The following is a 26631-nucleotide window of genomic DNA, read 5'->3' on the forward strand; positions in this document are numbered from 1 at the left end:
AAACAAGTCGCGCCAGATTCGGCGCACATACGCAAAAACAGAACGAGGAATTACATGGCGGGTTCAGTCAACAAGGTCATTCTGGTAGGTAATCTTGGCCGCGACCCCGAGGTCCGGTCGTTCCAGAACGGCGGAAAGGTTTGCAATCTGCGCATTGCCACGTCAGAGAACTGGAAAGACCGCAACACGGGCGAACGCCGCGAACGCACGGAATGGCACTCGGTCGCAATCTTCTCGGAACCGCTGGCCCGTATTGCAGAGCAATACCTGCGCAAAGGCAGCAAGGTTTATATCGAAGGCCAGCTGGAAACCCGAAAATGGCAGGATCAGTCCGGGCAAGACCGTTATACAACCGAGGTTGTTCTGCGCCCCTACCGCGGTGAATTGACCTTGCTCGACAGCCGCGGCGAAGGCGGCGGCAGCGGCGGTGGTTACGGCGGCGGCCAAGCCGGTGGCAGCGGGTACGGAGATCCTTACGGCGGTCCGTCCAGTTCCCCGGCACCGGCATCGGGTGGAATCGACGACGACGAGATTCCGTTCTAGAAAATTCGGAGACACGACATGACATGGTCCTTTTCTCTCGGCCGGTTGCTCGGGTCCGAACTGAGGGTCCATGTCACGTTTTTCCTGCTTCTGGCCTGGGTGGGCTTTGCGGCCTATTCCGCCGGTGGCCTGCCGGCCGCCATAGACAACCTGTTGTTTGTTCTGGCCTTGTTTGCCTGTGTGGTCGCGCATGAATTCGGTCATGCCCTCATGGCGCGGCGCTTTGGAATCAAGACCCCAGACATAACATTGTTGCCGATCGGTGGGTTGGCCCGGCTTGAAAGGATGCCGGAAAAACCGATGCAAGAAGTGCTTGTGGCACTTGCAGGTCCGGCGGTGAACATCGTGATCTGGGTCATACTGGTCGCCTTCGGAGCAGGAGTGCCGATCGAGACGCTTTCCCAGATCGATTCACCGGGTATCGGGTTTCTGAACAGGCTGGCCTACATCAACCTGCTGCTGGCCGTATTCAACATGATTCCGGCCTTCCCCATGGACGGAGGGCGCGTATTCCGCGCGCTTCTGTGCCTGCGCATGGACCGCGTCAAAGCAACACGCGTGGCTGCGGTCGGAGGTCAGATCGTTGCGGTGGGTCTGGGTTTTTTGGGGCTGAGTTCAGGCAACCCGTTTCTGGTTCTCATCGCTGTGTTCGTGTTCATCGCCGCCAACGCCGAAAGCCAGGACGTCGCCCTGCGATCCGCAGCGCGCCGGGTTTTGGCCCGGGACGCGATGATCACCGAGTTTCACGCGCTTTCCCCCGACGATACGCTGAGCACGGCGGCGCAAGCCGTGATCCACACCACTCAACACGAATTCCCTGTATTGGACTCAAGCCAGGCCCTGCTGGGATTCGTCACGCGTGAACGGCTGTTTGCTGCGCTGGCAAGTGACCAATCCAGATCAGCACCCGCCACGTCGATCATGGACGCGGCGGTCCCCTCGGTTTCGCTTACCACCGGGCTCGAGACCGTTCTGGAGCACTTGCACAACGGCGCTCCGGCCATCGCTGTGGTCACTCGGGGTGGTCGCATGATGGGTTACATCACGCGCGAAAACATCGGTGAACTGATGGTCATTCAGGGGCGCTAGGCCTTCAGGTCAAGCCGTGGCAAGCGCATCCGACAGGACCGAAAGAACCGCATCTTTCGGTACATCTGAGGTCACGAACGCCTCTCCGATCCCACGCGCCAGAATAAACCGAAGCTGGCCATCCACGACTTTCTTGTCCTGTCCCATAAGATCCACCAGCGCCTCGGCGCTTGGCAATTCGCCCGGAATATCGGCCAGATCCGTCTTCATCCCCATCGCGCGCAAATGCGCGCGCACCCGGCTTGGGTCCTCTTGCGAACACAAACCCAGCCGCGACGACAATTCAAACGCCAGCGCGCAGCCAATTGCCACACCTTCGCCATGCAGAAGGCGGTCGGAATAGCCCGTCGCGGCCTCCAGGGCGTGGCAGAACGTGTGACCCAGATTGAGAAGAGCCCTGTCACCTTGTTCGGTTTCATCCCGCGCGACGATGTCGGCCTTCATTTGCACCGAGCGCGTCACCGCGTGTACCCGGGCCGCCATGTCACCCGAGGAAACGCTTGGCCCGTGCGCCTCAAGCCAATCAAAGAATTTCGCATCGCCAAGCAATCCGTATTTCACGACCTCGCCATAGCCCGACAAGAAGTCTCTTTGGGTCATGGTCCCCAGAACAGAGGTGTCCGCCAGAACCAGCGAGGGTTGATGAAACGCGCCGATCAGGTTTTTGCCCTGTGGTGCGTTGATCCCGGTCTTTCCACCGACCGAGCTGTCCACTTGCGCCAGCAATGACGTTGGAATCTGCACAAAGCGAACACCGCGCCGCAAAACCGCCGCTGCAAAGCCTGCCAGGTCTCCGATGACGCCGCCCCCCAAGGCCACGACGACATCCCGGCGTTCGACTTTTTCCGCGAGCAGCCACTCGACGGCGCGCTCGAAATGCGGCCAGCTTTTGGTTGCCTCTCCGGCGGGCAGCGCCAGCGCGGTCATCTCGATCCCCGCGGCATTCAGCCCGGCGCGCATTGCCTTAAGATGCAGACTGGCCACGTTTTCATCCGTCAGAACCGCGACTTTTGGCCGGGCCAGAAGTGGTGATATCCAGCCCCCTGCCCGCGTCAGAAGATCCGGACCGATTTCAACATCATAGGATCGGTCACCCAGGTCCACATGTACTGTTTGGTGCATTTATTTGAGTTCCAAAACATCAGGGCGCGCCAACAGAGCGTCGACAACGCGGCCTACCATATTTTCGATCGAGGTCTCGCCATCCGAATCCACTGTCAGATCGGCCTGAGCATAAACCGGCACGCGGGCCTCGTAGAGGGATTTCAGCGTCGCATAGGGATCGGCGGTGCGCAGCAGAGGACGGGTGTCCTTGTGGCGCACACGGTTCCACAGAACATTCAGGTCCGCGCGCAGCCAGACGGCAGCGCCCTTTTCGGCGATGATGCGACGGTTTTCCGGCTGGAGAAACGCCCCCCCACCCGTTGAAAGAATGCCTTTTTGTTCATCCAGCAAGCGCCCGATGACCTGCGATTCCTTGGTGCGAAAGAACGGTTCGCCGTCACGCTCAAAGATTTCAGGAATGGTCATGTTGGCGGCTGATTCGATCTCGGCATCGCTGTCCAGAAACGGAACACCCAGACGTGCGGCCAACGCGCGACCCACCGCAGTCTTGCCAGCCCCCATCATACCCACCAGAACCACGGTTTTGTGCAGATCAAAACCACCCTGTGTGTCTGTTGAATGTGTGTTATGCTTAATTTCGCTCATTTAAACGTGAATGACGTGATCTTGGGAAAAATGCCAGTTATAACTTGGCCAAAATCAAAAATTGAGGCAGCGTGGGGCCATGGGCCGACTGATCAAATTCCTGATATATGTTCTTTGCCTGGTATTCATTGGGCTGGTCGCCTACGCCTATGTTGGCCCATTCTTTGGCGCGGATTTTTCTGCGCCTCAAAGTGAAATCCGCGAACCGGTCGTATTGGATGTCAACTAAACAGGCGCTGTTGGCGGTCTTTCTGGCGGGATCGGCACATGCGCAGACCCCGTTATCCGCGATCGAGTGGCTTGCGGATCCGCCGGAAAACCTGCCCGGAACCGTATTGCTGGAACCGCCGGTGGCACAGAACGGCGGATTGCCCGAAATTGAGGTCACGCCGCTTGAAGCGTTGTCGCAACCTTTGGGCCTGGTCGCATCATCCGTCACTGGGTTGCCCGTGGATTTGTGGCAAGGCAGCGATGCGAACCGGCTGGCGGAGCTGATCGCGAAGACGCCCGTGCGCGACAACCCGGCCATGCAACGCCTGTTGTTTACATTGCTTCTGTCGGAAACCCGGGCACCGGCGGGCCCTGATGCGCAAGAGATTATGCTGCTGGCGCGGCTGGACCGTCTGATGCAACTGGGCGCGGCTGATCCCGTGCAATCACTGGTTCAACTGGCCGGGCCGACCGATACACAGGATCGATTTCAGCGCTGGTTTGACGCAACACTGCTGACCGGTGATGAGGATCGCAGCTGCACCGCCCTTATCGCCGAACCGCATCTGTCAAAGAACTACGCCGCGCAAGTGTTCTGCAAAGCCCGACGCGGAGATTGGGCATCGGCAGCGTTGACGCTTGAGGCAGCGCATGCCCTGGACATCCTGCCGCCGGAAGAGCTGGCGGTTCTGGATCGTTTTCTAAGCCCTGAACTCTATGAAGGCGCGGCTTATCTGCCCCAACCTGAAAACCCGGATCCATTGAGTTTCCGACTGTTCGAAGCGATCGGAGAGCGGCTTCCTTCCGCCTCGTTGCCACGCGCTTTCGCCAACGCGGATCTTCGGGATGTGGCCGGATGGAAAGCGCAGATCGAAGCCGCCGAACGGCTTACACGCATTGGCGCTTTGACGCCCAATCAATTGCTTGGCCTTTATACCGAAAGGTCCCCGGCAGCGTCCGGCGCAGTTTGGGACCGGGTCGCGGCCATCCAACGATTTGAAAGCGCGTTGGATACGCGAAACGCTGAAGCTATCGGAAAAACGCTGCCACCGGTCTGGCAGCAGATGCGCAGCGTCGGGCTTGAAGTGCCCTTCGCCGAATTGTTCGCCGAGCGTCTGTCGAAGGTTTCGCTGTCGGTGCCGGCGACTGAAAACCTGCGCTGGCGCATTCTGATGCTGTCTGGCCTGTACGAACAGGCTGCGCAATCAGCACCGGACAACTCGATCGATACCCTGTTTCTTGCGGCGCTGGCGCAGGGTGATCCGGGGCGGGCGGTTTCTCCTTCTCCGTTGGCGGACGCGGTTTCTCAGGGGTTTGCATGGGCGGCACCCGTACCCAACGACATTGACGCCTTACTGAACAACGGTCAGCTTGGTGAAGCCATACTGGAAGCCATGCAGCTGTTTGCGCATGGTGCACGGGGCAATCTGGTGGATCTGACCGCAGCAATTGCAACCTTCCGACGCGTGGGCCTGGAAGACACCGCGCGGCGTGCTGCGCTGAGCCTGTTGATCCTGCAAGAGCGTTGAAGATGGCAATTCCGGCGACAAATGAGCTATGGATTTCGACCTTTCTACAGGCCCAAGCAGCGGAACTTGGCGCGGCGACAAATACCTTGCTGGCCTATGGGCGCGATCTGAAAGACTTTGCGTCCTGGTTGCAGCGCATGGGATCCGGATTCGATCAGGCAGATCGTGATCAGATCGAGGCCTATCTGATCGACTGCCAGGCACAGGGCTTGTCACGTTCCACCCGCGCGCGGCGATTGTCGGCTATAAAACAGCTGTACCGCTTTGCGTTCGAGGAAGGCTGGAACGAGACGAACCCCGCCATCCAGATCAAAGGTCCGGGACGGCAGAAGCGATTGCCCAAAACACTGGACGTGCCCGAAGTCGACCGTCTTCTTGATGCCGCCCGACAAACCGGGCGCAGCAAGGCCGATCGCATTCGCAATACCTGTTTGATGGAAGTTCTCTATGCCACCGGGATGCGCGTGACCGAACTTGTGTCCCTGCCCGTTTCCTCGGCCCGAGGCGATCCGCGCATGCTGTTGGTGCTGGGTAAAGGTGGCAAGGAACGCATGGTGCCCCTGTCCCCACCGGCGCGGGATGCTTTGGCCGCCTGGTTGACCGTACGGGACGAAGCCGAAGACCGGACCGTCGAGAAAGGCGGTCAAAGATCCCGCTTTCTGTTCCCGTCGCGCGGCAAGTCCGGGCACCTGACGCGGCACAGGTTCTTTCTGCTGGTCAAGGAACTGGCCGTTCAGGGTGGTGTTTCGCCCGAGAAAGTCACCCCGCATACCCTGCGTCACGCCTTTGCCACGCATCTGCTGGCCAACGGCGCTGACCTGCGTTCGATCCAGACCTTGTTGGGCCACGCCGACGTCGCAACGACCGAGATTTATACTCATGTTCTGGATGATCGGCTGACTGAACTGGTGTTGCAACACCACCCGCTGAGCAAAGACCCTGACGAAGACCGGGGCTAAGCCCTTGATCCAGCAGCGCGGCATCCCCATAACGGACGCATCACCCTAACCCACCAAGGACCAATGGAACCCTCACCTTCTCTGATCGACAGCACTTTCTGGTTTACGTCAGGTGCGATCCTCTTGTTGCTCGTTTTGTCCGGCTTTTTTTCGGGTTCGGAAACAGCGCTCACAGCCTCTTCTCGCGGAAAACTGAGGGCTCAGGCCGACAAAGGATCACGGGGCGCAAAAAAGGCGCTTGAAATCACCGATGACAATGAACGCCTGATCGGCTCGGTTCTTCTGGGCAACAACCTTGTCAACATCCTGGCGGCCTCGCTGGCGACGGCCTTGTTCACCCGGCTGTTCGGCGAAAGCGGCGTGGCATTGGCGACACTGGTCATGACCTTGCTGGTGCTGATCTTTGCCGAAGTGCTGCCAAAGACCTACGCCATCACCAATTCCGAAAAGGCCGCGGCGGCTGTCGCGCCGATCATCAGCGTCGTCGTGACGGTGTTTTCACCCATTGTGGCCGCGGTGCGGCTGCTGGTGCGCGGTGTGTTGCGTCTGTTCGGCGTGCAGATCGATCCCGACAGCAACATTCTGGCCGTGCGCGAAGAGATTGCCGGCGCCTTGCAACTTGGCCATTCCGAAGGCGTGGTCGAAAAGGAAGACCGCGACCGCATCTTGGGTGCGCTGGATTTGGGCGACCGAACGGTGGAAGAGATCATGCTGCACCGATCGAATATCGAGATGATCGACGCCAATGCCGCCCCCGAGGCAATCCTGAAACAATGTCTGCAAAGCCCCCACACCCGTCTGCCTGTGTTCCGGGACGAGCCGGAAAACATCGTGGGCGTTGTCCACGCCAAGGACCTCTTTCGCGCCATGTATGCGCAGGCAGGCAGCAGCGACGGCGGGACCGACCGTTTGGCAAGCTTTGACATCGGAAAGGTGGCAAACGACCCTTACTTTGTGCCCGAAACCACGACGCTGGACGACCAGATGCGGGAATTCCTGCGGATGCACAGCCATTTTGCATTGGTTGTGGATGAATATGGGTCACTGCGAGGCCTGATCACGCTTGAAGATATTCTTGAAGAAATCGTGGGCGAGATTGCCGATGAGTTCGACATAGACGAAGAGGTTCCGGTAACACGCATCGAAGATGGCCAGTATCTGGTTGAAGGTTCCATGACAATCCGGGATGCCAACAGGGCACTGGACTGGTCTCTGCCGGATGACGAGGCGAACACGCTGGCCGGTCTGGTGATTCACGAGGCCCAGATGATCCCTGACGTCGGTCAGGTGTTTTCGTTCCACGGTTTCCGGTTCGAGGTCACGGCGCGTGAAGGCAACCGCATCACCGGATTGAAAGTGCGCCCCCTGTAACGCCTGCGATTTTTCCGAAACGTTCCGAGCACTGCCAAAGCGCCTGGCGTCAATTGAACGACCCAATGGCGCTGAACCGGGCGCGGATTTTCCAGTCATAGTACAGTTCGACCCAGGCACCGAGATGGGCGTGACGGGCCAGTATGATCACCCCGGCTTTGTTTCAGCTGTGCAGTAAAGTGGAAAAGCGGCCTTCAAGGCCGAAAAACCACTGGGCGATGCCGCACTGAAAAAGACGCAGGCCGCCGTTTTGTTTCGCTCGGTTTCAGGTTTCGACGCGCTTTGGCTGCGCGAGAAGGCACTGCAAATCCAAAGCTGGTGCAATACGTGACATGCGACACTTGTTGTCGCTAACAGACGAGTAATATCCCCATCGGCTCGACAGTTTTTCCAAAACCATAGGGAGGAACACTGTGAAAACCACCTGTCAGGTTGCCGTCATCGGAGGCGGCGTCGTCGGCTGTTCGGTGCTCTATCACCTCACCAAGCTGGGCTGGTCGGACGTGATGCTGCTGGAGCGGTCCGAACTGACCAGTGGATCGACCTGGCATGCGGCGGGCGGGTTTCACACGCTGAACGGCGACACCAACATGGCCGCGCTGCAAGGCTATACCATCCGGCTGTACAAAGAGCTGGAAGAGATCACCGGCATGTCCTGCGGGCTGCACCATGTGGGCGGCATCACCCTGGCCGACAATCAGGACCGGTTCGACATGCTGCTGGCCGAACGCGCCAAGCATCGCTTTATGGGGCTGGAGACCGAGATCGTCGGCCCCGACGAGATCAAGAAGATCGCCCCCATCACCAACACCGACGGCATCATCGGCGCGCTCTATGACCCTTTGGACGGACACCTCGACCCCTCGGGCACGACCCACGCCTATGCCAAGGCCGCGCGCATGGGCGGAGCCACGATCGAGACCCACTGCATGGTGCGCGAGACCAACCAGCGCCCCGACGGCACATGGGACGTTGTGACCGACAAGGGCACCATCCACGCCGAGCATATCGTCAACGCCGGCGGCCTTTGGGCGCGCGAGGTGGGCGCGATGGCGGGCATCTACTTCCCGCTGCACCCGATGGAACACCAATACCTGGTCACCGACAACATCCCCGAAATCGAGGCGATCATCGACGCAGGCGGCGAGCATCCGCACGTCATGGACCCGGCCGGCGAGAGCTATCTGCGGCAGGAAGGGCGCGGCCTGTGCATCGGCTTCTACGAACAACCCTGCAAGCCTTGGGCGGTGGACGGCACGCCGTGGGAGTTCGGCCACGAGCTGCTGCCCGATGATTTCGACAAGATCACCGACAGTATCGATTTCGCCTATCGCCGTTTCCCGATTCTGGCCGAGGCCGGAGTTAAATCGGTGATCCACGGCCCCTTCACCTTTGCCCCCGACGGCAACCCGCTGGTCGGGCCGGTGCCGGGCGTGCGCAACTACTGGTCGGCCTGCGGCGTGATGGCCGGGTTCAGCCAAGGCGGCGGCGTCGGCCTGACGCTGGCGCAATGGATGATCGAGGGCGAGCCCGAGCGCGACGTCTTTGCCATGGACGTGGCCCGGTTTGGCGACTGGATCACCCCCGGATACACCCGCCCCAAGGTGATCGAGAACTATCAGAAGCGTTTCTCTGTCGCCTACCCCAACGAGGAACTGCCCGCCGCGCGGCCCAACCGCACCACGCCGACGTATGACATATTCAGCGATCTGGGCGCCGTCTGGGGCCAGCAATACGGGCTCGAGGTCGCCAACTATTTCGCGCAAGCGGGCGAACCGAGCTATGAAACCCCGTCCTTCCGCCGCTCGGACGCCTTCGACGCAACGGACCGCGAGGTGCGTGCCGTGCGCGGGGGCGTGGGTATCAACGAGGTGCACAATTTCGGCAAATACCTTGTGACAGGTCCGCGCGCCCGCGACTGGCTGGATCGGATCATGGCCGGGCGCATCCCCGCCCCGGGCCGCCTGTCACTGACCCCGATGCTGTCGCCCAAGGGCAAGCTGATCGGCGATTTCACCGTGTCGTGCCTGGGCGAGGAAGACTTCCAGCTCACCGCCTCCTACGGGGCACAGAACTTCCACATGCGCTGGTTCCGGCAGCATCAGCAAGACGGCGCAACCGTTGAAAACATCTCTGACCGCCGCACCGGCTTCCAGATCGCCGGCCCCAAGGCCCGCGAGGTTCTGGCCGCCTGCACCCGCGCCGATGTCAGCGGCATGCGCTTCATGGACGTGCGCCGCATGGTCGTGGGCATGACCGACTGCATCGTTCAGCGGGTCAGCTATACCGGCGACCTGGGGTTCGAGATCTACTGCGATCCGATGGCGCAGCGCCAGCTTTGGTGGACCCTATGGCAGGCCGGCCAACCGCACGGCATGGTGCCCTTCGGCATGCGCGCGATGATGAGCCTGCGGCTCGACAAGTTCTTCGGCTCGTGGATGCGCGAGTTCTCTCCCGACTACACAGCCGCTGAAACCGGGCTCGACCGCTTCATTGCCTTCAACAAGCCCGCTGATTTCATCGGCCGCGCCGCCGCCGAGACGGAACGTGCCGACGGCCCCGCGCGCAGGTTGGTGGCCTTCGAGGTCGACGCAGACGACGCCGACGTGAACGCCTATGAACCGATCTGGCTCGACGGCACTGTCGTGGGCTTCTGCACCTCGGGCGGTTATTCGCATTATGCCCGCAAGTCCGTCGCCATCGGTTTTCTGCCAACCGAACGCGCAGCAGAAGGGCTTGAAGTCAAGATCGAAATACTGGGCCAGATGCGCAAGGCAAAGGTCATCTCGACACCCTTGTTTGACGCAGATGGCGCCCGAATGAGGGGATGACTCGCGCTCGGGCCCACGGCATTGTACCGAAATGACCGAAATACCCATTATCCTTTTGGCAGCGGGTCAATCCAGCCGCATGGGCGGCATCGACAAATTGATGCAGCCGATCAACGGCATTCCGTTACTAGCCCGCTTGGCACGCACAGCCTCCGCCGTGGGTCCTGTGATTGTCGCCCTGCCCCCTGAACCAAATCCCAGATATGGCGCACTTGATGACATGGATGTCCAGATCGTTCCGGTCCGGGATGCGGCAGAAGGCATGAACGCCAGTTTGCGCGCCGCAATCCAAAAACTGCCGCCGGATGCATCCGCCGCGATGGTTTTGCTGGCCGATCTGCCCGATCTGACTCAGGCTGACCTGGCAACAATCCTGAAAGCGCGACTAACCCATCCCGACTACCTGATCTGGCGTGGTACAACCGAGGATGGAAAACCCGGTCATCCGGTGGTGTTTGACAGATCCCTTTTTGGTCAACTGTCACAGTTGCAGGGGGACGACGGTGCACAAGAGATCGTGCGGAAGCATAAAGACTTTGTTCATCTGCATCCGCTGCCTGGCCGAAACGCACTTTTGGATCTGGATACCCCGGATGACTGGAAGGACTGGCACAGAAAACATGCCCCTTGAACAAACACGGCCCGGTCTTATCGACCGGGCCGGTGCCCAAAACAGGACTACCACTTTGCTCAATCTCCAAAGCGCGGCCAGTGTGCTTTCAGAAGCACTCCGGCTCTCAAACAGCCAAACCTAAACAAGACCCCCTCGTTAACACGCCGTTATCACTTCTAGTGATCGAGTTAGCCGCCAGCGCCCCCTAGCGCTTTTGACTCCCCTCACTTGGGCACCCTCATCCTCACTTATCCGATCGCTCGAAACAACGTAAAATTGGAAGGAATGGTTAATTTGGGTCTTCTGCGAATGGCTTTTACGCAACATCGCGCGAGACTAGGATCAACTTAAAGGAGACTCTTCAAATTCGGGAGGGGTAGCGATTCGTGATTAAGCGCAAACTTATTCACCGATATCCGCACTCAATAAGATTTTTAGTGTGTCAAGCCATGCCTCACACAGACCCACCCACAACCATTGGAAGAGCAGCTTTTTTCTCCATCATTCGGAAGGATGATTGTCAACAAAACAAAACAAATTCAATATTTTTGAAAGTTTGACGCCATTTTTAGCAACAATCCTCCGATTCGCTCTGGTGCGGATCGGTGAAATTCCGCGAATCCCGATCGACGTCGACCGCAACCCAACACCGGCTTTGTGGCAAAATTAAGATTTATTAATTGATCAGTCAGGAAACGCCAATTCTGAGCAGGCATCTGTTGTCTCAACGCGCAGCCGCAACTGCGCGACGATAATCAGGAGACACAAATGAGCATCCGCAAATCCTCGCTTCTACTTCCCCGCACTTCCAACTGGGTGGGTGTCAGCGCGCTCGGCGCGGCCCTACTGGCAACGACGGCTATACCGTCCATGGCGGACGAGGCATTGGCCGATCTGGTTGAGACCGTTTCACCCTCGGTCGTAACCATCATCGCTGAACAAGATACAGCGCCGACCCCAACCCAGGGGCAAAACTTTGACTTCGAAGGACACCCTTTTGGTGAATTCTTCAAACGCTTCGGCGGCCCCGAAGGGTTCAACATGCCGCAACGCGGCCCGTCCCAGGGCCTGGGTTCGGGATTTGTTCTGGACGAAGCCGGATACATTGTCACCAATCACCATGTCGTCGACAATGCCTCGACCGTGACCGTAAGGCTCAGCGATGACCGTACCTTCGAAGCCGAAGTGGTCGGAACGGACCCGTTGACGGATATCGCGGTTCTGAAAATCGACGCAGGAACTGACCTGCAAGCCGTGGAGCTTGGCGACAGTGACGAGATCCGCGTAGGTGAAGATGTGGTCGCCATCGGCAACCCCTTCGGCCTGAGCTCGACCGTGACCACAGGCATCGTTTCGGCAAAAGGCCGCAACATCTCGGAAGGCCCTTATGCCGAGTTCATCCAGACAGATGCAGCGATAAACAAAGGCAACTCGGGCGGTCCCCTGTTCAACATGGATGGCGAAGTGGTCGGTGTGAACTCGGCCATCTATTCACCCAGCGGTGGTTCTGTGGGGCTTGGATTTGCCGTCACGTCGAACATCGTTGAACACATCGCGGCCGATCTGCGGGATGACGGACAGGTGAGCCGCGGCTGGCTGGGCGTATCGATCCAGAACGTTAGCCCACAACTTGCGGCGGCGCTGGGAATCGAGGCTTCCTCGGGTGCGCTGGTGTCTGACGTGGTTGCCGGCAGCCCGGCAGACGGCGCCCTGAAGCAGGGAGACGTTATCCTGAGCTTCAACGACGATGCCGTGGAGTCCAGCGGTGACCTGCCCATCCTTGTGGGTACGACCAAGGTCGGCACCGACAGCACTCTGACCGTTTTGCGTGACGGCAAGATGGAAACGGTGACCTTGACGGTTGGCCAGCATCAGGTCGCATCGGCCGAGGCCGACAAACCGGTCGAGGCGGAAGTTGCGGGAACAACTCTGGGTGTGACCGTGGCCCCCCTGACCGAAGCGGTTCGGGCAGAAACCGGTGTTGCTGAAACCGTCGAGGGCGTCGTCGTCACCGACCTGAAGCCCGACAGCCCTGCGGCAAAGGCTGGCTTGCAGCGCGGCGATGTGATCGTCAAGCTCGGCAATCAGGACATTGTCACTCCGGATGCTTTGAAGGCTGCGCTTGACAGTGAGAAAACCGATCCTGCCCTGGTGCTGATCAACCGTGGCGGCAGCCAGATTTTTGTCGCGGTCGAACTGGCCTGACCTTGAACATGCGTGCGCCGCTTGATGGGGATTTTCGGCGCACGCCTCACCCGGCGGATCAGAGTTGTCCACTATCCGCCGGGCTTGCCGGGTGCCGGCCCAGCACCCGGCAAGAACTGCTTCTAACCATATGCTTTAGTTAAAATTTGTGTTTAAATATCAAAAGAAAGGATCCCGACCATGAGCCGCCGTCTGTTGATCGTCGAAGATGATGCTGACACCAGGGACTTCATCGCCAAAGGTTTTGGCGAAGAGGGGTATGTGGTCGAAACCGCTGCTGACGGTCGTGAGGGGTTGTACCATGCCACGGACGGTGGGTTTGACGCCATTGTTCTTGACAGGATGCTACCCGGTCTGGACGGGCTGTCGCTGATCAAGTCGATGCGGGCCGCCGGTTTGAAAACCCCGGTTTTGATGCTGACGGCGATGAGCGCCGTGGACGAAAGGGTAAAAGGGCTGCGCTCGGGCGCTGACGACTACCTGGTCAAGCCTTTTTCGTTTCAGGAGTTGCACGCCAGAATCGAAGCCCTTTTGCGTCGCCCTCAGGAATCCGAAGAGACGCCGACATTGACTTGCAAAGACCTTCAGATGGACTTGTTGACTCGCAAAGTCACACGCGACGGGCACGAGATCACCCTGACACCGCGTGAGTTTCAGATTCTCGAATTTTTCCTGCGCCGCAAAAACCGTGTGGTGTCGCGCACCATGTTGCTTGAAGGGGTTTGGGATTATCATTTTGACCCAAACACCAACGTCGTGGACGTGCATATTTCGAAGTTGCGACGCCAGTTGGACGAAGGCGGTGACGCGCCGTTGATTGAAACTGTCCGCGGAGCGGGTTACATGATGTCCGATGGATAACCTTCGGCTTTCCCTGAACAATTCCCGCACAAGGCTGGTTGCAACCAGCATGTTTCTGAGCACGATTCTGACGGCGTCTGTGCTCGCCATCGTCTATGTGACCGCCAATCGAAGCATCGAGGCCGAAACCCGCTCGGTCGTGTCAGCCGAGTTGACAGGGCTTGCGGATGAATACGAAAGGCGTGGGCTGATAGGTTTGATCACTGCAATTGAGCGCCGTTTGCCAAGTGCCGCCGAGCGGGACGCGCTGTATCTTTTGACAGACAGGTTGGGGGTCAAACTTGTCGGCAATCTCAAGTCTTGGCCGGTGAACATTGCCGCTGGAAGCGGTTGGGTGGACTTGGAATTGCGCCGGGCCGACAATGATCAGCTTGTGCCGGTTTCAGCTGCATCCATCCGCCTTCCGGGCGGCGAGCGCCTGCTGGTTGGACGGGATGCAGCGTCGCGCCAACAATTCGACAGGGTTTTGTTTCGCTCGGTTGCGTTGGCGCTTGGGATTGCTTTGGTTCTGAGCGTCATCACCGGCTGGTTGTTCACGCGTTTGGTGTTTTCGCGCCTTTCGGATATCGCCAGTACGGCCGAGAATATCGTTTCAGGCGATCTGTCAAAACGGATGCCGCTGCGCGGAACCGGGGACGAATTCGATCAGGTTTCAGGCACATTGAACAACATGCTTGACCGGATCGAGGAGTTGATAAGCAACCTTCGGACCACATCTAATTCGATTGCACATGATCTCCGCTCACCTTTGTCTCGTCTGCGGCAAAGGGTCGAGGCCCTCTCTGAACCCGACAAAAGCGACTTGGATCGCGAGATCGACATTGCGCGGGCGACGGGTGAAATCGATCACGTCCTGCGGGTTCTGGGGCAGCTCACCGAAATCTCTCGGGCCGAGGCCGGCCTGGGGCGCGAGCAATTCGAAACCATCGATTTGCAGCAACTTGTTGGTGATGTTGTCGAGCTTTATGACCCGGTCGCCGCCGATCAAGGCGTGCAGCTTGAAGTCAAGGGTTCCGCCCCGGCCATTCAGGGGCACCGGCCCCTTCTGTCGCAAGCTCTTTCCAATCTGTTGGAAAACGCAATGCGTTACGCGCCGGAACATACTGCAATCACGATCTCGATCGGTACTCGCGACGGTTTCACCCAACTGAGCGTCAGGGATCGTGGCCCCGGCGTGCCGCCTGAAGAACTGGATCGCCTTCAGCTTCCTTTCGTGACACTTGACCCCGCGCGGACGGAACGGAATGCGGGTTTGGGCCTGGCTCTGGTGGCCGCAATCTCACATATGCACGGCGGAAAATTTGCCGCCCGGAACTGCGACCCCGGGCTGGAAACCACGATCAATCTGGCACAACTGCGTTAATCCGGAACACCGTATATCGCCATGGTTTTGTTCTTGTAACGCGTGTCAGCGGTGACATCCGCACCGAACCAATCCGGTGGCACGTATCCTTTGGCCTGCTCCTCCGAGGTGAACTCTACCTCGACCAGGCGCAGCGGTGCCAGATCGCCTGAAAAGACGTCCAGCTCGAACAGCAAGCCATCCGGCAAATGGCCGGTGTAGCGCTCTTTTTCAACCCTGCGCCCTTCGGTTTCCGGCCAGAAGGTTTCGAACTGATCCGCGGTGATCTCTGCCTCTCGTTCTACCCGGACCAGGCCACCGACCCCTTTCAAGGTCAGGAAATACGCATCGTTCTTTTGCCTCAGCCGAAGCTCGGTGGAATCGTCGGGGGCCGTCAGATAACCCTGTCTTACAACGGCCTTTTTCGCTTCGCTCAGGTCCGGCAGGCTTGAAACCAGAAACTTGCGCTCGATTTCCTTGCTCATTGGTTCGAAATCACTCCGTTTTCCAGCTCTTCGAACAGCGCCCTGTAAGACGCACAGGCCGCACTGCGCCCGGCATAGGTACAGACCGGGGCACGATACTGACCCATCTTTTCAATATCCGCAGCGAAAGGAACCACCGTCTGCAAAAAGCGTTTCGGATACAGCTTGCGCATCGCCTTCATGGTTTCCTGATGCAAAACCTTCCGGTGTTGCACCATCGAAAAAAAGGCGCGCAGCTTTTTCTTGCGCAGCTTGCGTTGTTCAAAAAAACTTACCAACTGATCGAAACTCCGCTCGGACAGGGTTGTCGGCATGACCGGCACGACGATTTCATCGGCAGCTTTGAAGACACTCTCGGACAAAGTCGAAAAGTTGGGCGGGCAATCCAGAATGATCACGTCATAGTCGCTGCCCGCAGCCATCAAAGCTTTTTTCAGCCGCGAGCGTTTGTTTCGCATCCGCGACAGGAACACGTCGAAGTCGCGAAAGGTCAGGTTCGCCGGCAGCACGTCCAGCCCTTCGAAATCACTGGCCCGGATCGCCTTGATAAACCGCCCCACATCCTCGAAAAACCGCGCATCCTTCAGTTTTTTTGATGGCTTCACCCGAAAGTAGAACCCTGAAGCGCCCTGGGGGTCGAGATCACACAAAAGCACCTGTTGCCCCGCCTGCGCATAGGAATAAGCCAGGTTCACCGAAGTAGCGGTTTTGCCAACACCGCCCTTGTTGCTGTAACAGGCAATGATCTTCATTCCTCACTCCTTTTGTCGGTGAAACAAGTTCTGAAACAGGCGCCGGGTATCTGGACCGTCAAACTTCTGAAAGCTGGCAATCACGCGGCTCCGCTCGGCCTTTTGGCGCTGATCCAGAACCGCAATCAATCCCCCAACGGCCAGGCCCATCCGCGCATCCACATGGCCCCGCGTGTCGCTGTGCTGCGCGACAAAGGCCAGCAAGGAGTTTTGCTGAACAGCGCAGTCGTTGAACACGCCCAGATTGTCCTGGAGCTTTTTCAATGGCTTGATGATGTTCTTGAAGCTCTTTTCATCGAACAGAGGCCCAAAAATCTCCATCAGATAGCGCAGTTTCTTGCAATCGATACGAAGGTCATGCACGGTTTCGTCCGGAGTTTCGTCGGTGATACCGCGTGCGATTTTGCAGAGCTTGCGATACCGTTTCCAGATCAATGTGCACGCGTATTCATGTGCTGCCCGTTTCGCGTTTGATCCGGGCGCCAGGCGGTCTGTTCCGTTGAACATCGCCGCCAAATCGGACATACGGGCGTCGTATTCGTCACTGCGCAACCGGCGGGACAAGCGTGACAGTTCCTTGGCGCGCTCCTTCTCGAAAAGGTCGAACATCTCTTGCAGGCCCGCGTGAAGACTGGGCGGTACAAGACTGAAGTATTTATCTTTTTCCAGAAGGTAGACATCCAGATCACGCATACGCCCGGTGGCGGCCATGAGATCGGAAAAGACACGCTTCAATTGCACTGTCTGCGCGTCGGAAAATACGCCTTTGAACAGGCTGATCACGGATCGGACCTTTCGCAATGACACCCGGTAATCATGCAGAAACTCTGTGTCGATATCGGCTATCACCCCACATTCGTTTTGCCGGGCAACTTGCAGATATGTTTGAATGATATCTGCCGCGACCTGAATAGATGGCTCAGCTTTTCCCAACTTGATCTCTGGCTTGGCGCGATAGGCGGCCATGCCCGGAAAAATTCCGGCACAAAGCGCTTCGACACCCGGCCCGCCCCCGGACAAGGCGGATATCGCGGTGTTCACTTTTTGAAATTCTTTCTCATACCCCCGCAGCCGCTGAAGCTGAACGATTGCTGCCTGACCCGTCTGCGAAGACAGGCACCAAACCGTTCCCCTGACCAAAGTTTTCTCAAGCTCATCCAATATGACGAGGGGTTTCGTCTGAATCTCTCCGGTTCCGATCTGCATCAGCGCACGCAGTTTGGGGAAACCCTTCAAAGCCCTTGTCACTGGACCCTGCGGCAGGTCTTGAACAAACCGCCCCTGCCCCTTGCAGCGTTGAGACAGCGGCGCACGGCCATTCTGGAAAAGCCACAGTGTTTCTGCGACCTCAACCAGAACACGACCTGAATTCCGCAACGATTGATCGTGGCAATCCAAAAGCACGAAAGATCTCGATTCCGTTGATGGGCCGATCCTGATCGTGAACCCGGGAATGAGCTTTTCAACATGCGCTTTGTCAATGGATTGGGACAGAATGCACTGAACACCTGAAGGTTCGGTCATGATCCACCAATCCAGGGCGTTTTCAGGTATTCATTGACGCTGGTCTCAACGATCTTCGGCACGTTGGTTCCTTCTTCGACGGTTCTGATCCTTCATCACGTTCAGCCTATTCGGCTGTTACCTTGGCCAGCAGACTGTCTGGCCCTGGACCGACCCGCTTTTGGTATCTGTTGGCTTTTGAAACCCGGACCGCCGAGGCAGCATGACCTCATGAGAGCGGAAACACCACAAGACAGCAAGACATTATGTTTCGACAATGCGCAAACATGGGTGACAGACCCCGGAGGTGCAATTAAGACAGGCTCATGAGCGATCCGGTTTCTTCGATCCGCAACCTTGGCCCGGCTTTCGAGCAGGCCTGCGCGCGTGCCGGCATCCACTCGGCTGATGAACTGCGAGAGCTGGGAGCGGATGAGGCCTATGCCCGGCTTTTGCGGGCTGGCACCAAAGCACATTTCATCGGCTACTATGTTTTGGTGATGGGGCTTCAGGGACGCCCCTGGAATGATTGCAAGGGTGAAGAGAAAAAGAAGCTGCGACAGCGTTTCGACGCGATCAAGGCCGGCAACAGCACCGCGCCGGAAAACCGGATGGTTGCTGATCTGGATGCCATCGGGGTCCGCGTTGCACCCAAAGATCTAAAGCAGGTCTGAACAAAAAAGGCCGCCCCTGACGGAGCGGCCCGATCTTTCGGCATAAAACCGGCTTAGCCGACCAGTTCGATGCCCGAGAAGAAATATGCGATCTCAACAGCCGCGGTTTCCGGTGCATCCGAACCATGGACCGAGTTTTCGCCAACCGATTCAGCAAATTCCGCACGGATGGTGCCGGGTGCTGCGTCCGCCGGGTTGGTTGCGCCCATGACTTCGCGGTTCTTGGCAATGGCACCTTCGCCTTCCAGAACCTGAACAACGACCGGAGCCGACGACATGAACTCGCACAGTTCGTCGTAGAACGGACGCTCGGCATGAACTTCGTAGAACTTGCCGGCTTGTTCCTTGGTCATGTGGATGCGCTTCTGCGCAATGATGCGCAGGCCAGCTTCCTCGAACTTGGCATTGATCTTGCCGGTCAGGTTGCGGCGGGTTGCATCGGGTTTGATGATCGAGAATGTACGTTCCAGTGCCATGTCGGCCTCTCCTTACAATGTGGCGCGGGTCCGCGCCGAAATCCATCGCGCGCCGCGTACCACGGTCTTTCGCTCATGAAAAGTGTTATGATGGTTTGCCTGCCGCTTTGGCGCTCAGAATGTATCCGGCAAAGGGTCTACCCGGTCCAGACGCCGAACGTAAAGCACTGCAAGCAAACCTGCAAAACTGCTGGCCCACATCATGCCCAGAACCAGAAACGGCCCGTTTTCAGGGCTGACAAACGCACCCGTCATCGAGGTCAGGATCGCGCCAAGCCCGACCACCATCGCCCCGGACAACCCTGCCGCGCTGCCTGCCAGTTTGGGTCGCACGGACATGACCCCTGCCGAAGCGTTTGCATTGGTCAGTCCATTGCCGAACCCAACGCAGATAGCCGAACCGAAGAATACCCAGACTGACCCCAGCCCGGCGATGAACAGAAGCAATCCGCAGAATGGCCCGGTCGAAGCCACAACGCGGCCGATCAGGATCATTGTGGTCAGACGTGTCCGTGCCGCGATCCGACCAGTAACGAAGTTACCGACCATGAACCCGCCTGTTATGATACCAATCCCAAGTCCCAACATGGCAGGGCTCAGATCAAACCATGCGGCAGCGACCAATGGCGCGCCGGTGATGAAGCTGTAGAACCCACCAATCGAAAACGATGCGCATAAGGCATAGCCCCAGAATCGGCGGGCGCGAAACAGATCAGGATACTCGCGCAATTGGGCTGTAAAAGTTGAAGAGCGGTTTATATTGGTCTCGCCCATGTCGAACCAAAGCAAAACCAGCAGCCCTGCCCCCAGCACAGTGTAAAGAACAAACCCCGAGCGCCAGCCAAAGAGCATGTCGAGCGTCCCACCCAGCATAGGGCCAAGCATTGGCGCTAAAGCCATGGCCATCGCCACATACCCCAGTTTGCTTGCAGCCTCGTTCGGCGGATACCGATCTCTGATCGATGCGCTGGAAAGAACTGACCCAGCCACCACCGCGGCCTGCAAAAGACGAAAGCCCAGGAACGTCCAAATGGCCTCGGCCAGAGAGCATCCGATTGAGGCGATGACGAAGATGGTGATGCACATCAAAAGTATCGGTCTGCGCCCGTAACGATCGGAAAGCGGACCCATGATCAGCTGCAACACGGCTGAGACCGCCAGATACCCGGCAACCGACAGGTTAACCAAGCCATAATCCACACCGAAATCCGTACTCATGTGGGCCAAAGACGGCAGGAACATGTTCAGTGACAAAACCGACAGTGCCGTGGCAAAAATCAGAGTGACCAAGTGCGGAGGTGTCCGGGCCGCGCGCATGTGAAAACCGTTCCGAATAGCAAACGACACAGCGCTATCACATTGCTTAAAGATTGAACATGCCGAGCCGCTGGCGGTGGCAACACAGCTCTGCTAAGAGCGCCCCATGTTACGGATCGAAGACATCACTTATGCCGTTGAAGGTCGTCCATTGTTTGATGGCGCAACCGCGACGATTCCCGATGGTCACAAGGTTGGCCTTGTCGGTCGGAACGGAACCGGAAAGACCACGCTGTTCCGCCTGATCCGAGGCGAGTTGGCTTTGGAATCGGGAAATATCTCGGTCCCGAAGCGCGCTCGGATCGGTGGCGTGGCGCAAGAGGTGCCCTCCTCTGACGTTTCGCTGATCAACACGGTTCTGGCCGCCGATACCGAACGCAGTGCATTGATGGCCGAGGCCGAAAGCGCCGAAGACCCGACACGTATCGCCGAGATCCAGACACGTCTGGCCGATATCGACGCCTGGTCCGCCGAGGCCCGCGCGGCTTCGATCCTCAAGGGGTTGGGCTTTGACGACGAAGACCAGCAGCGCCCCTGTTCGGATTTCTCGGGCGGCTGGCGGATGCGCGTTGCGCTGGCGGCGGTGCTGTTTTCTCAGCCCGACCTGCTGCTGCTGGACGAACCGACAAACTATCTGGACCTCGAAGGCGCGCTGTGGCTGGAAAGCTATCTGGCCAAATATCCGCACACGGTGATCATCATCAGCCACGACCGCGGCCTTCTGAACCGCGCCGTGGGGTCGATCCTGCATCTGGAAGACCGCAAGCTGACCTATTACGCCGTGCCCTACGACAAGTTCGCGGAACGCCGTGCGGAACGGCTGGCACAGGCGGAATCGGAAAACGCCAAGGCCAAGGCCCGCATCGCACATCTGCAAAGCTTTGTGGACCGGTTCCGCTACAAGGCATCGAAGGCCGTTCAGGCCCAGTCGCGCCTGAAGATGATCGAACGCATCCAACTGGTCTCGACCCCACAAGAGGCCGCCCTGCGCGCCTTCAGCTTTCCGGAACCCGAGGAACTGTCGCCGCCGATCATCCAGATCGAAGGTGGCGTCACCGGTTATGGCGAAACCGAAGTGCTGCGCCGTCTGAACCTGCGTATCGATCAGGATGACCGGATCGCGCTGTTGGGCAAGAACGGACAGGGCAAGTCGACCTTGTCCAAGCTACTGTCGGACCGGCTGCCCCTCATGGCGGGCAAGATGACCCGAAGCAACAAGCTGCGCATCGGGTATTTCGCACAGCATCAGGTGGATGAGCTTTACGTGGACGAAACGCCGCTGGACCACCTGCGCCGTCTGCGCCCTGACGAAGCGCCGGGCAAGTGGCGATCGCGACTGGCCGGGTTCGGGTTGAATGCGGATCAGGCGGAAACCGAGGTCGGGCGCCTGTCGGGCGGACAGAAAGCGCGGCTTTCACTGCTGCTCGCCACGATCGACGCGCCCCATATGCTGATCCTTGACGAGCCGACCAACCACCTTGACATCGAAAGCCGCGAGGCGCTGGTCGAGGCGCTGACGGCTTATTCCGGCGCGGTGGTTCTGGTCAGTCACGACATGCACTTGCTGAGCCTTGTCGCGGATCGACTTTGGCTGGTTTCGGACGGTACGGTCAAACCTTTCGACGGCGACCTTGAAGCCTATCGGTCCCTGCTGCTGGCGCGCGACAGACCCGTCAGGGAAAAGCCCCGGGCGGTCAAATCGAAACGCCCCCCGCGCGAGACGATACTGGCCTTGCGTGCGGATCTGCGCAAATGCGAGGACCGGATCGAAAAGCTGACGGAAATGCATGACAAGCTTTCGACCAAACTGGCCGATCCGGCGCTGTACGAGGACGACAAGATCAACGATCTGGAAACCTGGAACCGCAAGTTCACCGAAGTCACCGAGGCCATGCAAAAAGCCGAGGCTTTATGGGTCGCCGCCGCCGAACGGCTTGAACAGGCAGAAACAGCATGAAAACACCCGTCAAAGACACCGACGCTATGATTGCCGATATGCATCCCGATTTGCAGCCCGGTGAATTTGCCTTTGTCGTATGGCCAGAAGACAAGCCCTGGCCACAGGGCACGCGGTCCAGCTGCACCGAGGCCGAAGGGCTGTCTCTTGTCGTCCCGATCGCTGCGGCACCGCAAGATGCCGTCGCGATGCGGTGCATCACGTTGCAGGTTCATTCCTCGCTGGAAGGTGTTGGTTTGACCGCGGCGGTTTCCAGCGCGCTGGCTCGGGCCGGCATTCCCGCGAACATGGTCGCGGGGTATCACCACGATCACGTCTATGTCCCATCAGGTTGTTCGCAAGATGCCCTGCGTATCCTGCAAGACCTGCAACGGAGCAGCAGATAACAATGGACAGTGCATTTCTGATTACCGCGTTCACAACGCTTTTCGTGGTCCTTGATCCGCCCGCGCAAACGCCGATCTTCGTGGCGCTGACACAGGGTATGGACTGGCACACGCGCCGGTCCATTGCCATTCGGGCCTGCCTGACAGCAGGCTTCATCCTGGCCCTGTTTGCCGCCTTTGGCGAAGCCCTTCTGGGGTTTGTTGGCATCTCGATGGAAGCGTTCCGCGTTGCAGGAGGTGTCCTGCTGTTCCTGACCGCGCTGGATATGCTGTTTGAACGCCGCACCAAGCGACGCGAAAGCAGCGCCGAGGAAGAGGAACACCCGGACCCGTCCGTCTTTCCCCTGGGCATTCCGCTGATTGCAGGCCCCGGATCGATTGCAACGATGATTCTGCTTGCGGGCCAGCAGCCGGGCATTCAGGGCCTTGCCATTGTCATCGGCGTGATGCTGGTTGTGCTGGCGATGGTCTTCGTGATGTATCTGACCTCTGGCGCGGTCGCGCGGATTTTGGGCAAAACCGGGCTGAACGTGTTGACCCGGCTGCTGGGGATGCTGCTTGCGGCCTTGTCGGTGCAGTTCATTCTCGATGGCCTCAAGGCCTTTGGTTTTGCGTCTTAAACCCCCATATATGTGACGTGCAACTTGAGTGGGGTGAACCCTGTGGACAGCGTCGATATCGGACAATTGGTCTATCTGGTCGTGCTTGGGCTGGCCGTCGCGTTCTGGTTCGTTTCGCAAAACCGCCAGACCCTGAACAAGACGTTGCAGCAGGTGATGGCCTGGGTGTTCATTTTTGTTGGCGTCATCGCCGTCATCGGCCTGTGGGAAGACATCCGGTCTTCGGTTGGCCCTGCCCCGCAGATGACCGTCACCGGCAACGCGATCGAGGTGCCTCGTGCCTATGATGGTCACTATTACCTGCCGGTTTTGGTGAATGGTGAGCCGATCAACTTTCTTGTCGACACCGGCGCCAGCCAGATCGTTCTCAGTGCCCGGGACGCAGAACGTGTGGGCATCGATCCCGATCAACTGAACTATTTCGGCCGCGCCCTGACCGCCAACGGCGAGGTACGCACAGCGCCGGTGCGGCTTGACACCCTGACCGCAGGCCCCATTACCGACCAGAACGTATCGGCCTGGGTCAATGAGGGCGAGCTGGATAAATCGCTTTTGGGAATGGAATACCTGCATCGTTTCTCGAGCGTCCAATTTGCAAATGGCAAGTTGATCCTGTCTCGTTGACGGCCCTGACCACTTGAGAACAAAAATAGAACATGCTAGCATTCCGGCATGTCCACTCAACTTCTTGGCCACAAAACTGCGCGTCAGGCGCCGGGGGTAAAGCTCCATCCGCAGATCACCCTGGAACTGGGCCGCGTGCACGAGGCATGCGGCCCCGCCCGGCGCAGCTTTGCCATGTGGCTGGCCGGTCAGACGCAGGGGCCGGTCTTGTGGATTTCCCCCGCCTGGGAACCCGGCCAGCTGAACCCCGATGGGATGATGGCCTTTGCCGATCCGGCCCGGTTCATTTTTGTTCATCCCACCCGTGCCGAAGATCTGCTGTGGTGCCTGGAGGAGGCGCTGCGCAGCGGGGCCATTCCGCTGATCATCGGCGACCTGCCCGGCGCACCGGGGCTCACGCCGATACGCCGGATGCATCTGGCCGCCGAACAGGGGGGTGCGATGGGGCGGGCTCCGCTTGGTTTGCTGCTGACACCCGGAGATGGCGGCGCGCAAGGGGTTGAAACGCGCTGGCACATGGCGGCCACCCATCGGGATGAGGCTCGGATCTGGGCTCTGACACGCCGCCGCGCCCGTGCCCTGCCCCCGGTCACATGGCAGGCCACCATGACCGCCGCCCGTGCCGGGTTGCATCTGGAACGGATCGAAACCAAAGACACACCGGCATAAAGCCACACGGATCACGCAAGATGTGACTGGTCAAAACGCGGGCCGCGCCCTAGCGTCACCACATGAGCCATCCGATCCATGACAGCCGCTATTCCTGGCTTCGCCTTCTGATCACGCTCGCCATTGCAACAGTGGCGAATGTGGGCATGTGGGCCGTGATCGTGGTCATGCCCGCAGTCGAAACCGAATTCGGGGCCGGTCGTGCCGAAGCCTCGATGCCGTACACTTTGGCGATGATCGGTTTTGCCCTGGGCAACATGTGGCTGGGGCAGGTGGTGGACCGGCTGGGCGTCACCAGCGCCCTGATCGGAGCAGCCGTCTTGAGTGCGCTGAGCTATGTGCTGGCAACGCTGGCACCGAGCATAATGTTGCTATCCGCGGCGCATCTCCTGCTGGGGCTGGGCACATCGATTGGGTTTGGCCCGCTGATCGCAGATATCTCACATTGGTTCATGAAACGGCGCGGCATTGCCGTCGCGTTGGTCGCCAGTGGGAATTACCTGTCCGGCGCCATCTGGCCCACCATGCTGTCCGGAATTCTGGCGCGGGATGGATGGCAACAGGTCTATCTGACGCTCGCCGTGCTGACGCTTGTCGTCGTCATTCCCCTGTCGCTGCTGCTACGCCGCAGGGTTCCGGTCGAGGCACACAGCACCGCCGCAGCATCCGCCCAAATCAATGCACGAAGTGTCGGTGTGTCACCGCGCGCGCTGCAATATATTCTGGGCCTGGCCGGGATCGGTTGTTGCGTCGCCATGTCGATGCCACAGGTTCATATCGTCTCCTATTGCGTCGGGCTGGGATATGGGCCCGCGGTCGGGGCCGAGATGCTGTCACTGATGTTATTGGGTGGTGTTGTCAGCCGGATCATCTCGGGTTTGTTGGCAGATCGGCTTGGCGGGGTCATGACGCTTTTGATCGGTTCGCTCCTGCAATGTATCGCCCTGTTCCTGTTCCTGCCCTACGATGGAATGGTGTCGCTTTATGCCATCAGCCTGCTCTTTGGTCTGGCACAGGGCGGCATCGTGCCCAGCTATGCGTTGATTGTCCGCGAATACATGCCGCCGCAAGAAGCTGGTGCGCGGGTCGGGTTCGTCATGATGATGACCATTCTTGGCATGGCACTCGGTGGCTGGATGTCAGGATGGATCTACGACCTCACCGGAAGCTACCAACTGGCGTTCGTGAATGGCATCCTTTGGAATGGTCTGAACATTGCGATCGTTCTGATGCTGCTCAGAAGATCCCGCCCCACACGGGAAGGTGTCATGGCATGACCCTTCTGACCCGTCGCAGCCTGCTTGCCGGGCTGGCAACCCTGCCCCTGACCCAGGCGGCACAAGCCGCATTGCGGCCATACATCCTGTCGGATGAAGGCACCCGGGTCGGGTTCACGTTTGATCTTGCGGGGGTTACACAGTCAGGGACGATGCCGATCCGGACCGCCGATGTTCAGATTGACACAGGTCGGCTGCAGAACAGCCAGGTCACGGTGACGCTGGACGTCAGTAAAGCCCAAACGCGGCTTCCCTTTGCCCGTATGCCCATGCTCAGCCCCAGCGTTTTGGACGCGAAGCAGCACCCAACGATCCGGTTTGTGTCAACGGACATACAGCTGGGCGCGGAAGGGCGAATATCAGATGGCGCACGGATCACGGGTAATCTGACGGTCCGCGGCGTGACCCGCCCGATCACGTTGGAGGCCAATCTGTACCGGCAGGCAGGAAGTGCAGTGAACGATCTGAGCCGCCTGACCATTGGCCTGACGGGCGCTTTGAACCGGCACGACTTCGGAGCTTCGGGCTATCCTGACCTGGTTGACGACACCGTCGGCCTGGACATCCGCGCCGAGATCATACGCGCGACCTGATCGCCGAACGGCAAAAAACGACTCGCTAAAGTCGA

Annotated in this window: 26 protein-coding genes; 19 read left to right on the forward strand and 7 right to left on the reverse strand. The window is 58.9% G+C overall.

The genetic code is table 11. The annotated features are described in order from the left end of the window. Positions 1–54 precede the first annotated feature (54 nt). Positions 55–543 carry a single-stranded DNA-binding protein gene (gene ssb / locus GOW09_RS05515; RefSeq protein WP_152457764.1) on the forward strand — a complete coding sequence of 163 codons (489 nt, stop codon included), beginning with the start codon at positions 55–57 and terminating at the stop codon, positions 541–543. An 18-nt stretch (positions 544–561) separates the two neighbouring features. Then, positions 562–1632 carry a site-2 protease family protein gene (locus GOW09_RS05520; RefSeq protein WP_171116285.1) on the forward strand — a complete coding sequence of 357 codons (1071 nt, stop codon included), beginning with the start codon at positions 562–564 and terminating at the stop codon, positions 1630–1632. 9 nt (positions 1633–1641) lie between these two features. Here GOW09_RS05520 and aroB read toward each other — a convergent pair whose 3' ends face one another. Both aroB and GOW09_RS05530 read right to left on the reverse strand, forming a co-directional pair. Continuing rightward, positions 1642–2754, reverse strand: a complete 1113-nt coding sequence (gene aroB, locus GOW09_RS05525) for a 3-dehydroquinate synthase (protein ID WP_171116287.1) — start codon at positions 2752–2754, stop codon at positions 1642–1644. Further along, entirely contained in the window at positions 2755–3342 is a 588-nt protein-coding gene (locus GOW09_RS05530) for a shikimate kinase (protein WP_171116289.1), read from the reverse strand. Between the two features lie 79 nt (positions 3343–3421). Here GOW09_RS05530 and GOW09_RS22290 point away from each other — a divergent pair, with 79 nt between their 5' ends. From GOW09_RS22290 to GOW09_RS05570, 9 genes are all read left to right on the forward strand, one after another. Then, positions 3422–3571: a hypothetical protein gene (locus GOW09_RS22290; RefSeq protein WP_171168466.1), complete on the forward strand. Its 150-nt coding sequence runs from the start codon at positions 3422–3424 to the stop codon at positions 3569–3571. Next, the gene (locus tag GOW09_RS05535; protein WP_171116291.1) at positions 3561–5081 is read left to right on the forward strand and encodes a hypothetical protein; all 1521 of its coding nucleotides are present in this window, start codon (positions 3561–3563) and stop codon (positions 5079–5081) included. Before GOW09_RS22290 ends, GOW09_RS05535 begins: the two co-directional genes overlap by 11 nt. A 2-nt stretch (positions 5082–5083) precedes the next feature. Continuing rightward, positions 5084–6040 carry a site-specific tyrosine recombinase XerD gene (locus GOW09_RS05540; RefSeq protein WP_171116293.1) on the forward strand — a complete coding sequence of 319 codons (957 nt, stop codon included), beginning with the start codon at positions 5084–5086 and terminating at the stop codon, positions 6038–6040. A 63-nt stretch (positions 6041–6103) separates the two neighbouring features. Beyond that, positions 6104–7411: an HlyC/CorC family transporter gene (locus tag GOW09_RS05545; RefSeq protein ID WP_171116294.1), complete on the forward strand. Its 1308-nt coding sequence runs from the start codon at positions 6104–6106 to the stop codon at positions 7409–7411. 413 nt (positions 7412–7824) lie between these two features. Beyond that, positions 7825–10242, forward strand: coding sequence for an FAD-dependent oxidoreductase (locus GOW09_RS05550; protein WP_171116296.1), 2418 nt, complete (start codon positions 7825–7827; stop codon positions 10240–10242). 31 nt (positions 10243–10273) lie between these two features. Then, positions 10274–10873, forward strand: a complete 600-nt coding sequence (locus GOW09_RS05555; RefSeq protein ID WP_171116298.1) for an NTP transferase domain-containing protein — start codon at positions 10274–10276, stop codon at positions 10871–10873. Between the two features lie 750 nt (positions 10874–11623). Then, complete coding sequence (locus tag GOW09_RS05560) at positions 11624–13060, forward strand: DegQ family serine endoprotease (RefSeq protein ID WP_171116300.1); 1437 nt, start codon at positions 11624–11626, stop codon at positions 13058–13060. A gap of 180 nt (positions 13061–13240) precedes the next feature. Then, positions 13241–13921 carry a response regulator transcription factor gene (locus GOW09_RS05565; protein WP_152457754.1) on the forward strand — a complete coding sequence of 227 codons (681 nt, stop codon included), beginning with the start codon at positions 13241–13243 and terminating at the stop codon, positions 13919–13921. Beyond that, positions 13914–15284 carry an ATP-binding protein gene (locus tag GOW09_RS05570; RefSeq protein WP_171116302.1) on the forward strand — a complete coding sequence of 457 codons (1371 nt, stop codon included), beginning with the start codon at positions 13914–13916 and terminating at the stop codon, positions 15282–15284. Before GOW09_RS05565 ends, GOW09_RS05570 begins: the two co-directional genes overlap by 8 nt. On the opposite strand, the gene GOW09_RS05575 is transcribed toward GOW09_RS05570, so the two are convergent. From GOW09_RS05575 to GOW09_RS05585, 3 genes are read right to left on the reverse strand one after another with little or no spacing between them, the layout of a single operon-like run. After that, complete coding sequence (locus tag GOW09_RS05575) at positions 15281–15748, reverse strand: CYTH domain-containing protein (RefSeq protein ID WP_171116304.1); 468 nt, start codon at positions 15746–15748, stop codon at positions 15281–15283. The genes GOW09_RS05570 and GOW09_RS05575 overlap by 4 nt on opposite strands. Next, entirely contained in the window at positions 15745–16500 is a 756-nt protein-coding gene (locus tag GOW09_RS05580) for a ParA family protein (protein WP_171116306.1), read from the reverse strand. The genes GOW09_RS05575 and GOW09_RS05580 overlap by 4 nt, the downstream gene beginning before the upstream one ends. 3 nt (positions 16501–16503) lie before the next feature. Continuing rightward, positions 16504–18024: a CHAD domain-containing protein gene (locus GOW09_RS05585; protein WP_171116308.1), complete on the reverse strand. Its 1521-nt coding sequence runs from the start codon at positions 18022–18024 to the stop codon at positions 16504–16506. Between the two features lie 305 nt (positions 18025–18329). Between GOW09_RS05585 and GOW09_RS05590 the strand changes: the two genes are divergently transcribed. After that, positions 18330–18677, forward strand: coding sequence for a TfoX/Sxy family protein (locus GOW09_RS05590; RefSeq protein WP_170344617.1), 348 nt, complete (start codon positions 18330–18332; stop codon positions 18675–18677). 53 nt (positions 18678–18730) lie between these two features. Here GOW09_RS05590 and ndk read toward each other — a convergent pair whose 3' ends face one another. Both ndk and GOW09_RS05600 read right to left on the reverse strand, forming a co-directional pair. Then, positions 18731–19153, reverse strand: a complete 423-nt coding sequence (gene ndk, locus GOW09_RS05595; RefSeq protein ID WP_170344618.1) for a nucleoside-diphosphate kinase — start codon at positions 19151–19153, stop codon at positions 18731–18733. Between the two features lie 114 nt (positions 19154–19267). Continuing rightward, entirely contained in the window at positions 19268–20470 is a 1203-nt protein-coding gene (locus GOW09_RS05600; RefSeq protein WP_171116568.1) for a multidrug effflux MFS transporter, read from the reverse strand. 106 nt (positions 20471–20576) lie between these two features. Between GOW09_RS05600 and GOW09_RS05605 the strand changes: the two genes are divergently transcribed. The 7 genes from GOW09_RS05605 (at position 20577) to GOW09_RS05635 (ending at position 26596) form a co-directional block, all read left to right on the forward strand. Then, on the forward strand, positions 20577–22427 hold the full coding sequence (locus GOW09_RS05605; protein ID WP_171116310.1) for an ABC-F family ATP-binding cassette domain-containing protein: 1851 nt from the start codon (positions 20577–20579) through the stop codon (positions 22425–22427). Continuing rightward, a complete protein-coding gene (locus tag GOW09_RS05610) occupies positions 22424–22813 on the forward strand; it encodes an ACT domain-containing protein (RefSeq protein WP_171116312.1) in 390 nt (129 codons plus the stop codon). Before GOW09_RS05605 ends, GOW09_RS05610 begins: the two co-directional genes overlap by 4 nt. 2 nt (positions 22814–22815) lie before the next feature. Beyond that, positions 22816–23433 (forward strand): MarC family protein, encoded by a 618-nt coding sequence (locus GOW09_RS05615; protein WP_171116313.1) that lies wholly within the window; start codon positions 22816–22818, stop codon positions 23431–23433. A 42-nt stretch (positions 23434–23475) separates the two neighbouring features. After that, a complete protein-coding gene (locus GOW09_RS05620) occupies positions 23476–24057 on the forward strand; it encodes a TIGR02281 family clan AA aspartic protease (protein WP_171116315.1) in 582 nt (193 codons plus the stop codon). A 48-nt stretch (positions 24058–24105) separates the two neighbouring features. After that, on the forward strand, positions 24106–24726 hold the full coding sequence (locus GOW09_RS05625) for an ImuA family protein (protein WP_171116317.1): 621 nt from the start codon (positions 24106–24108) through the stop codon (positions 24724–24726). A gap of 62 nt (positions 24727–24788) precedes the next feature. Then, positions 24789–26003: a CynX/NimT family MFS transporter gene (locus GOW09_RS05630; RefSeq protein ID WP_171116319.1), complete on the forward strand. Its 1215-nt coding sequence runs from the start codon at positions 24789–24791 to the stop codon at positions 26001–26003. Then, positions 26000–26596, forward strand: coding sequence for a YceI family protein (locus tag GOW09_RS05635; protein ID WP_171116321.1), 597 nt, complete (start codon positions 26000–26002; stop codon positions 26594–26596). The genes GOW09_RS05630 and GOW09_RS05635 overlap by 4 nt, the downstream gene beginning before the upstream one ends. Positions 26597–26631 lie beyond the last annotated feature (35 nt).

Origin of the sequence: Ruegeria sp. HKCCA5463 (genome assembly GCF_013034175.1) — a bacterium.
Lineage (GTDB): Bacteria > Pseudomonadota > Alphaproteobacteria > Rhodobacterales > Rhodobacteraceae > Ruegeria.

Coding starts and splice junctions, on each gene's coding strand:
- GOW09_RS05575 (WP_171116304.1), bottom strand. CDS start 15,748: ATGAGCAAGGAAATCGAGCGCAAGTTTCTGGTTTCAAGCCTGCCGGAC.
- GOW09_RS05625 (WP_171116317.1), top strand. CDS start 24,106: ATGTCCACTCAACTTCTTGGCCACAAAACTGCGCGTCAGGCGCCGGGG.
- GOW09_RS05580 (WP_171116306.1), bottom strand. CDS start 16,500: ATGAAGATCATTGCCTGTTACAGCAACAAGGGCGGTGTTGGCAAAACC.
- GOW09_RS05635 (WP_171116321.1), top strand. CDS start 26,000: ATGACCCTTCTGACCCGTCGCAGCCTGCTTGCCGGGCTGGCAACCCTG.
- ndk (WP_170344618.1), bottom strand. CDS start 19,153: ATGGCACTGGAACGTACATTCTCGATCATCAAACCCGATGCAACCCGC.
- GOW09_RS05630 (WP_171116319.1), top strand. CDS start 24,789: ATGAGCCATCCGATCCATGACAGCCGCTATTCCTGGCTTCGCCTTCTG.
- GOW09_RS05600 (WP_171116568.1), bottom strand. CDS start 20,470: ATGCGCGCGGCCCGGACACCTCCGCACTTGGTCACTCTGATTTTTGCC.
- GOW09_RS05560 (WP_171116300.1), top strand. CDS start 11,624: ATGAGCATCCGCAAATCCTCGCTTCTACTTCCCCGCACTTCCAACTGG.
- GOW09_RS05540 (WP_171116293.1), top strand. CDS start 5,084: ATGGCAATTCCGGCGACAAATGAGCTATGGATTTCGACCTTTCTACAG.
- GOW09_RS05570 (WP_171116302.1), top strand. CDS start 13,914: ATGGATAACCTTCGGCTTTCCCTGAACAATTCCCGCACAAGGCTGGTT.
- GOW09_RS22290 (WP_171168466.1), top strand. CDS start 3,422: ATGGGCCGACTGATCAAATTCCTGATATATGTTCTTTGCCTGGTATTC.
- GOW09_RS05565 (WP_152457754.1), top strand. CDS start 13,241: ATGAGCCGCCGTCTGTTGATCGTCGAAGATGATGCTGACACCAGGGAC.
- GOW09_RS05610 (WP_171116312.1), top strand. CDS start 22,424: ATGAAAACACCCGTCAAAGACACCGACGCTATGATTGCCGATATGCAT.
- GOW09_RS05545 (WP_171116294.1), top strand. CDS start 6,104: ATGGAACCCTCACCTTCTCTGATCGACAGCACTTTCTGGTTTACGTCA.
- GOW09_RS05585 (WP_171116308.1), bottom strand. CDS start 18,024: ATGACCGAACCTTCAGGTGTTCAGTGCATTCTGTCCCAATCCATTGAC.
- GOW09_RS05615 (WP_171116313.1), top strand. CDS start 22,816: ATGGACAGTGCATTTCTGATTACCGCGTTCACAACGCTTTTCGTGGTC.
- GOW09_RS05555 (WP_171116298.1), top strand. CDS start 10,274: ATGACCGAAATACCCATTATCCTTTTGGCAGCGGGTCAATCCAGCCGC.
- GOW09_RS05590 (WP_170344617.1), top strand. CDS start 18,330: ATGAGCGATCCGGTTTCTTCGATCCGCAACCTTGGCCCGGCTTTCGAG.
- ssb (WP_152457764.1), top strand. CDS start 55: ATGGCGGGTTCAGTCAACAAGGTCATTCTGGTAGGTAATCTTGGCCGC.
- GOW09_RS05520 (WP_171116285.1), top strand. CDS start 562: ATGACATGGTCCTTTTCTCTCGGCCGGTTGCTCGGGTCCGAACTGAGG.
- GOW09_RS05530 (WP_171116289.1), bottom strand. CDS start 3,342: ATGAGCGAAATTAAGCATAACACACATTCAACAGACACACAGGGTGGT.
- GOW09_RS05535 (WP_171116291.1), top strand. CDS start 3,561: ATGTCAACTAAACAGGCGCTGTTGGCGGTCTTTCTGGCGGGATCGGCA.
- GOW09_RS05605 (WP_171116310.1), top strand. CDS start 20,577: ATGTTACGGATCGAAGACATCACTTATGCCGTTGAAGGTCGTCCATTG.
- aroB (WP_171116287.1), bottom strand. CDS start 2,754: ATGCACCAAACAGTACATGTGGACCTGGGTGACCGATCCTATGATGTT.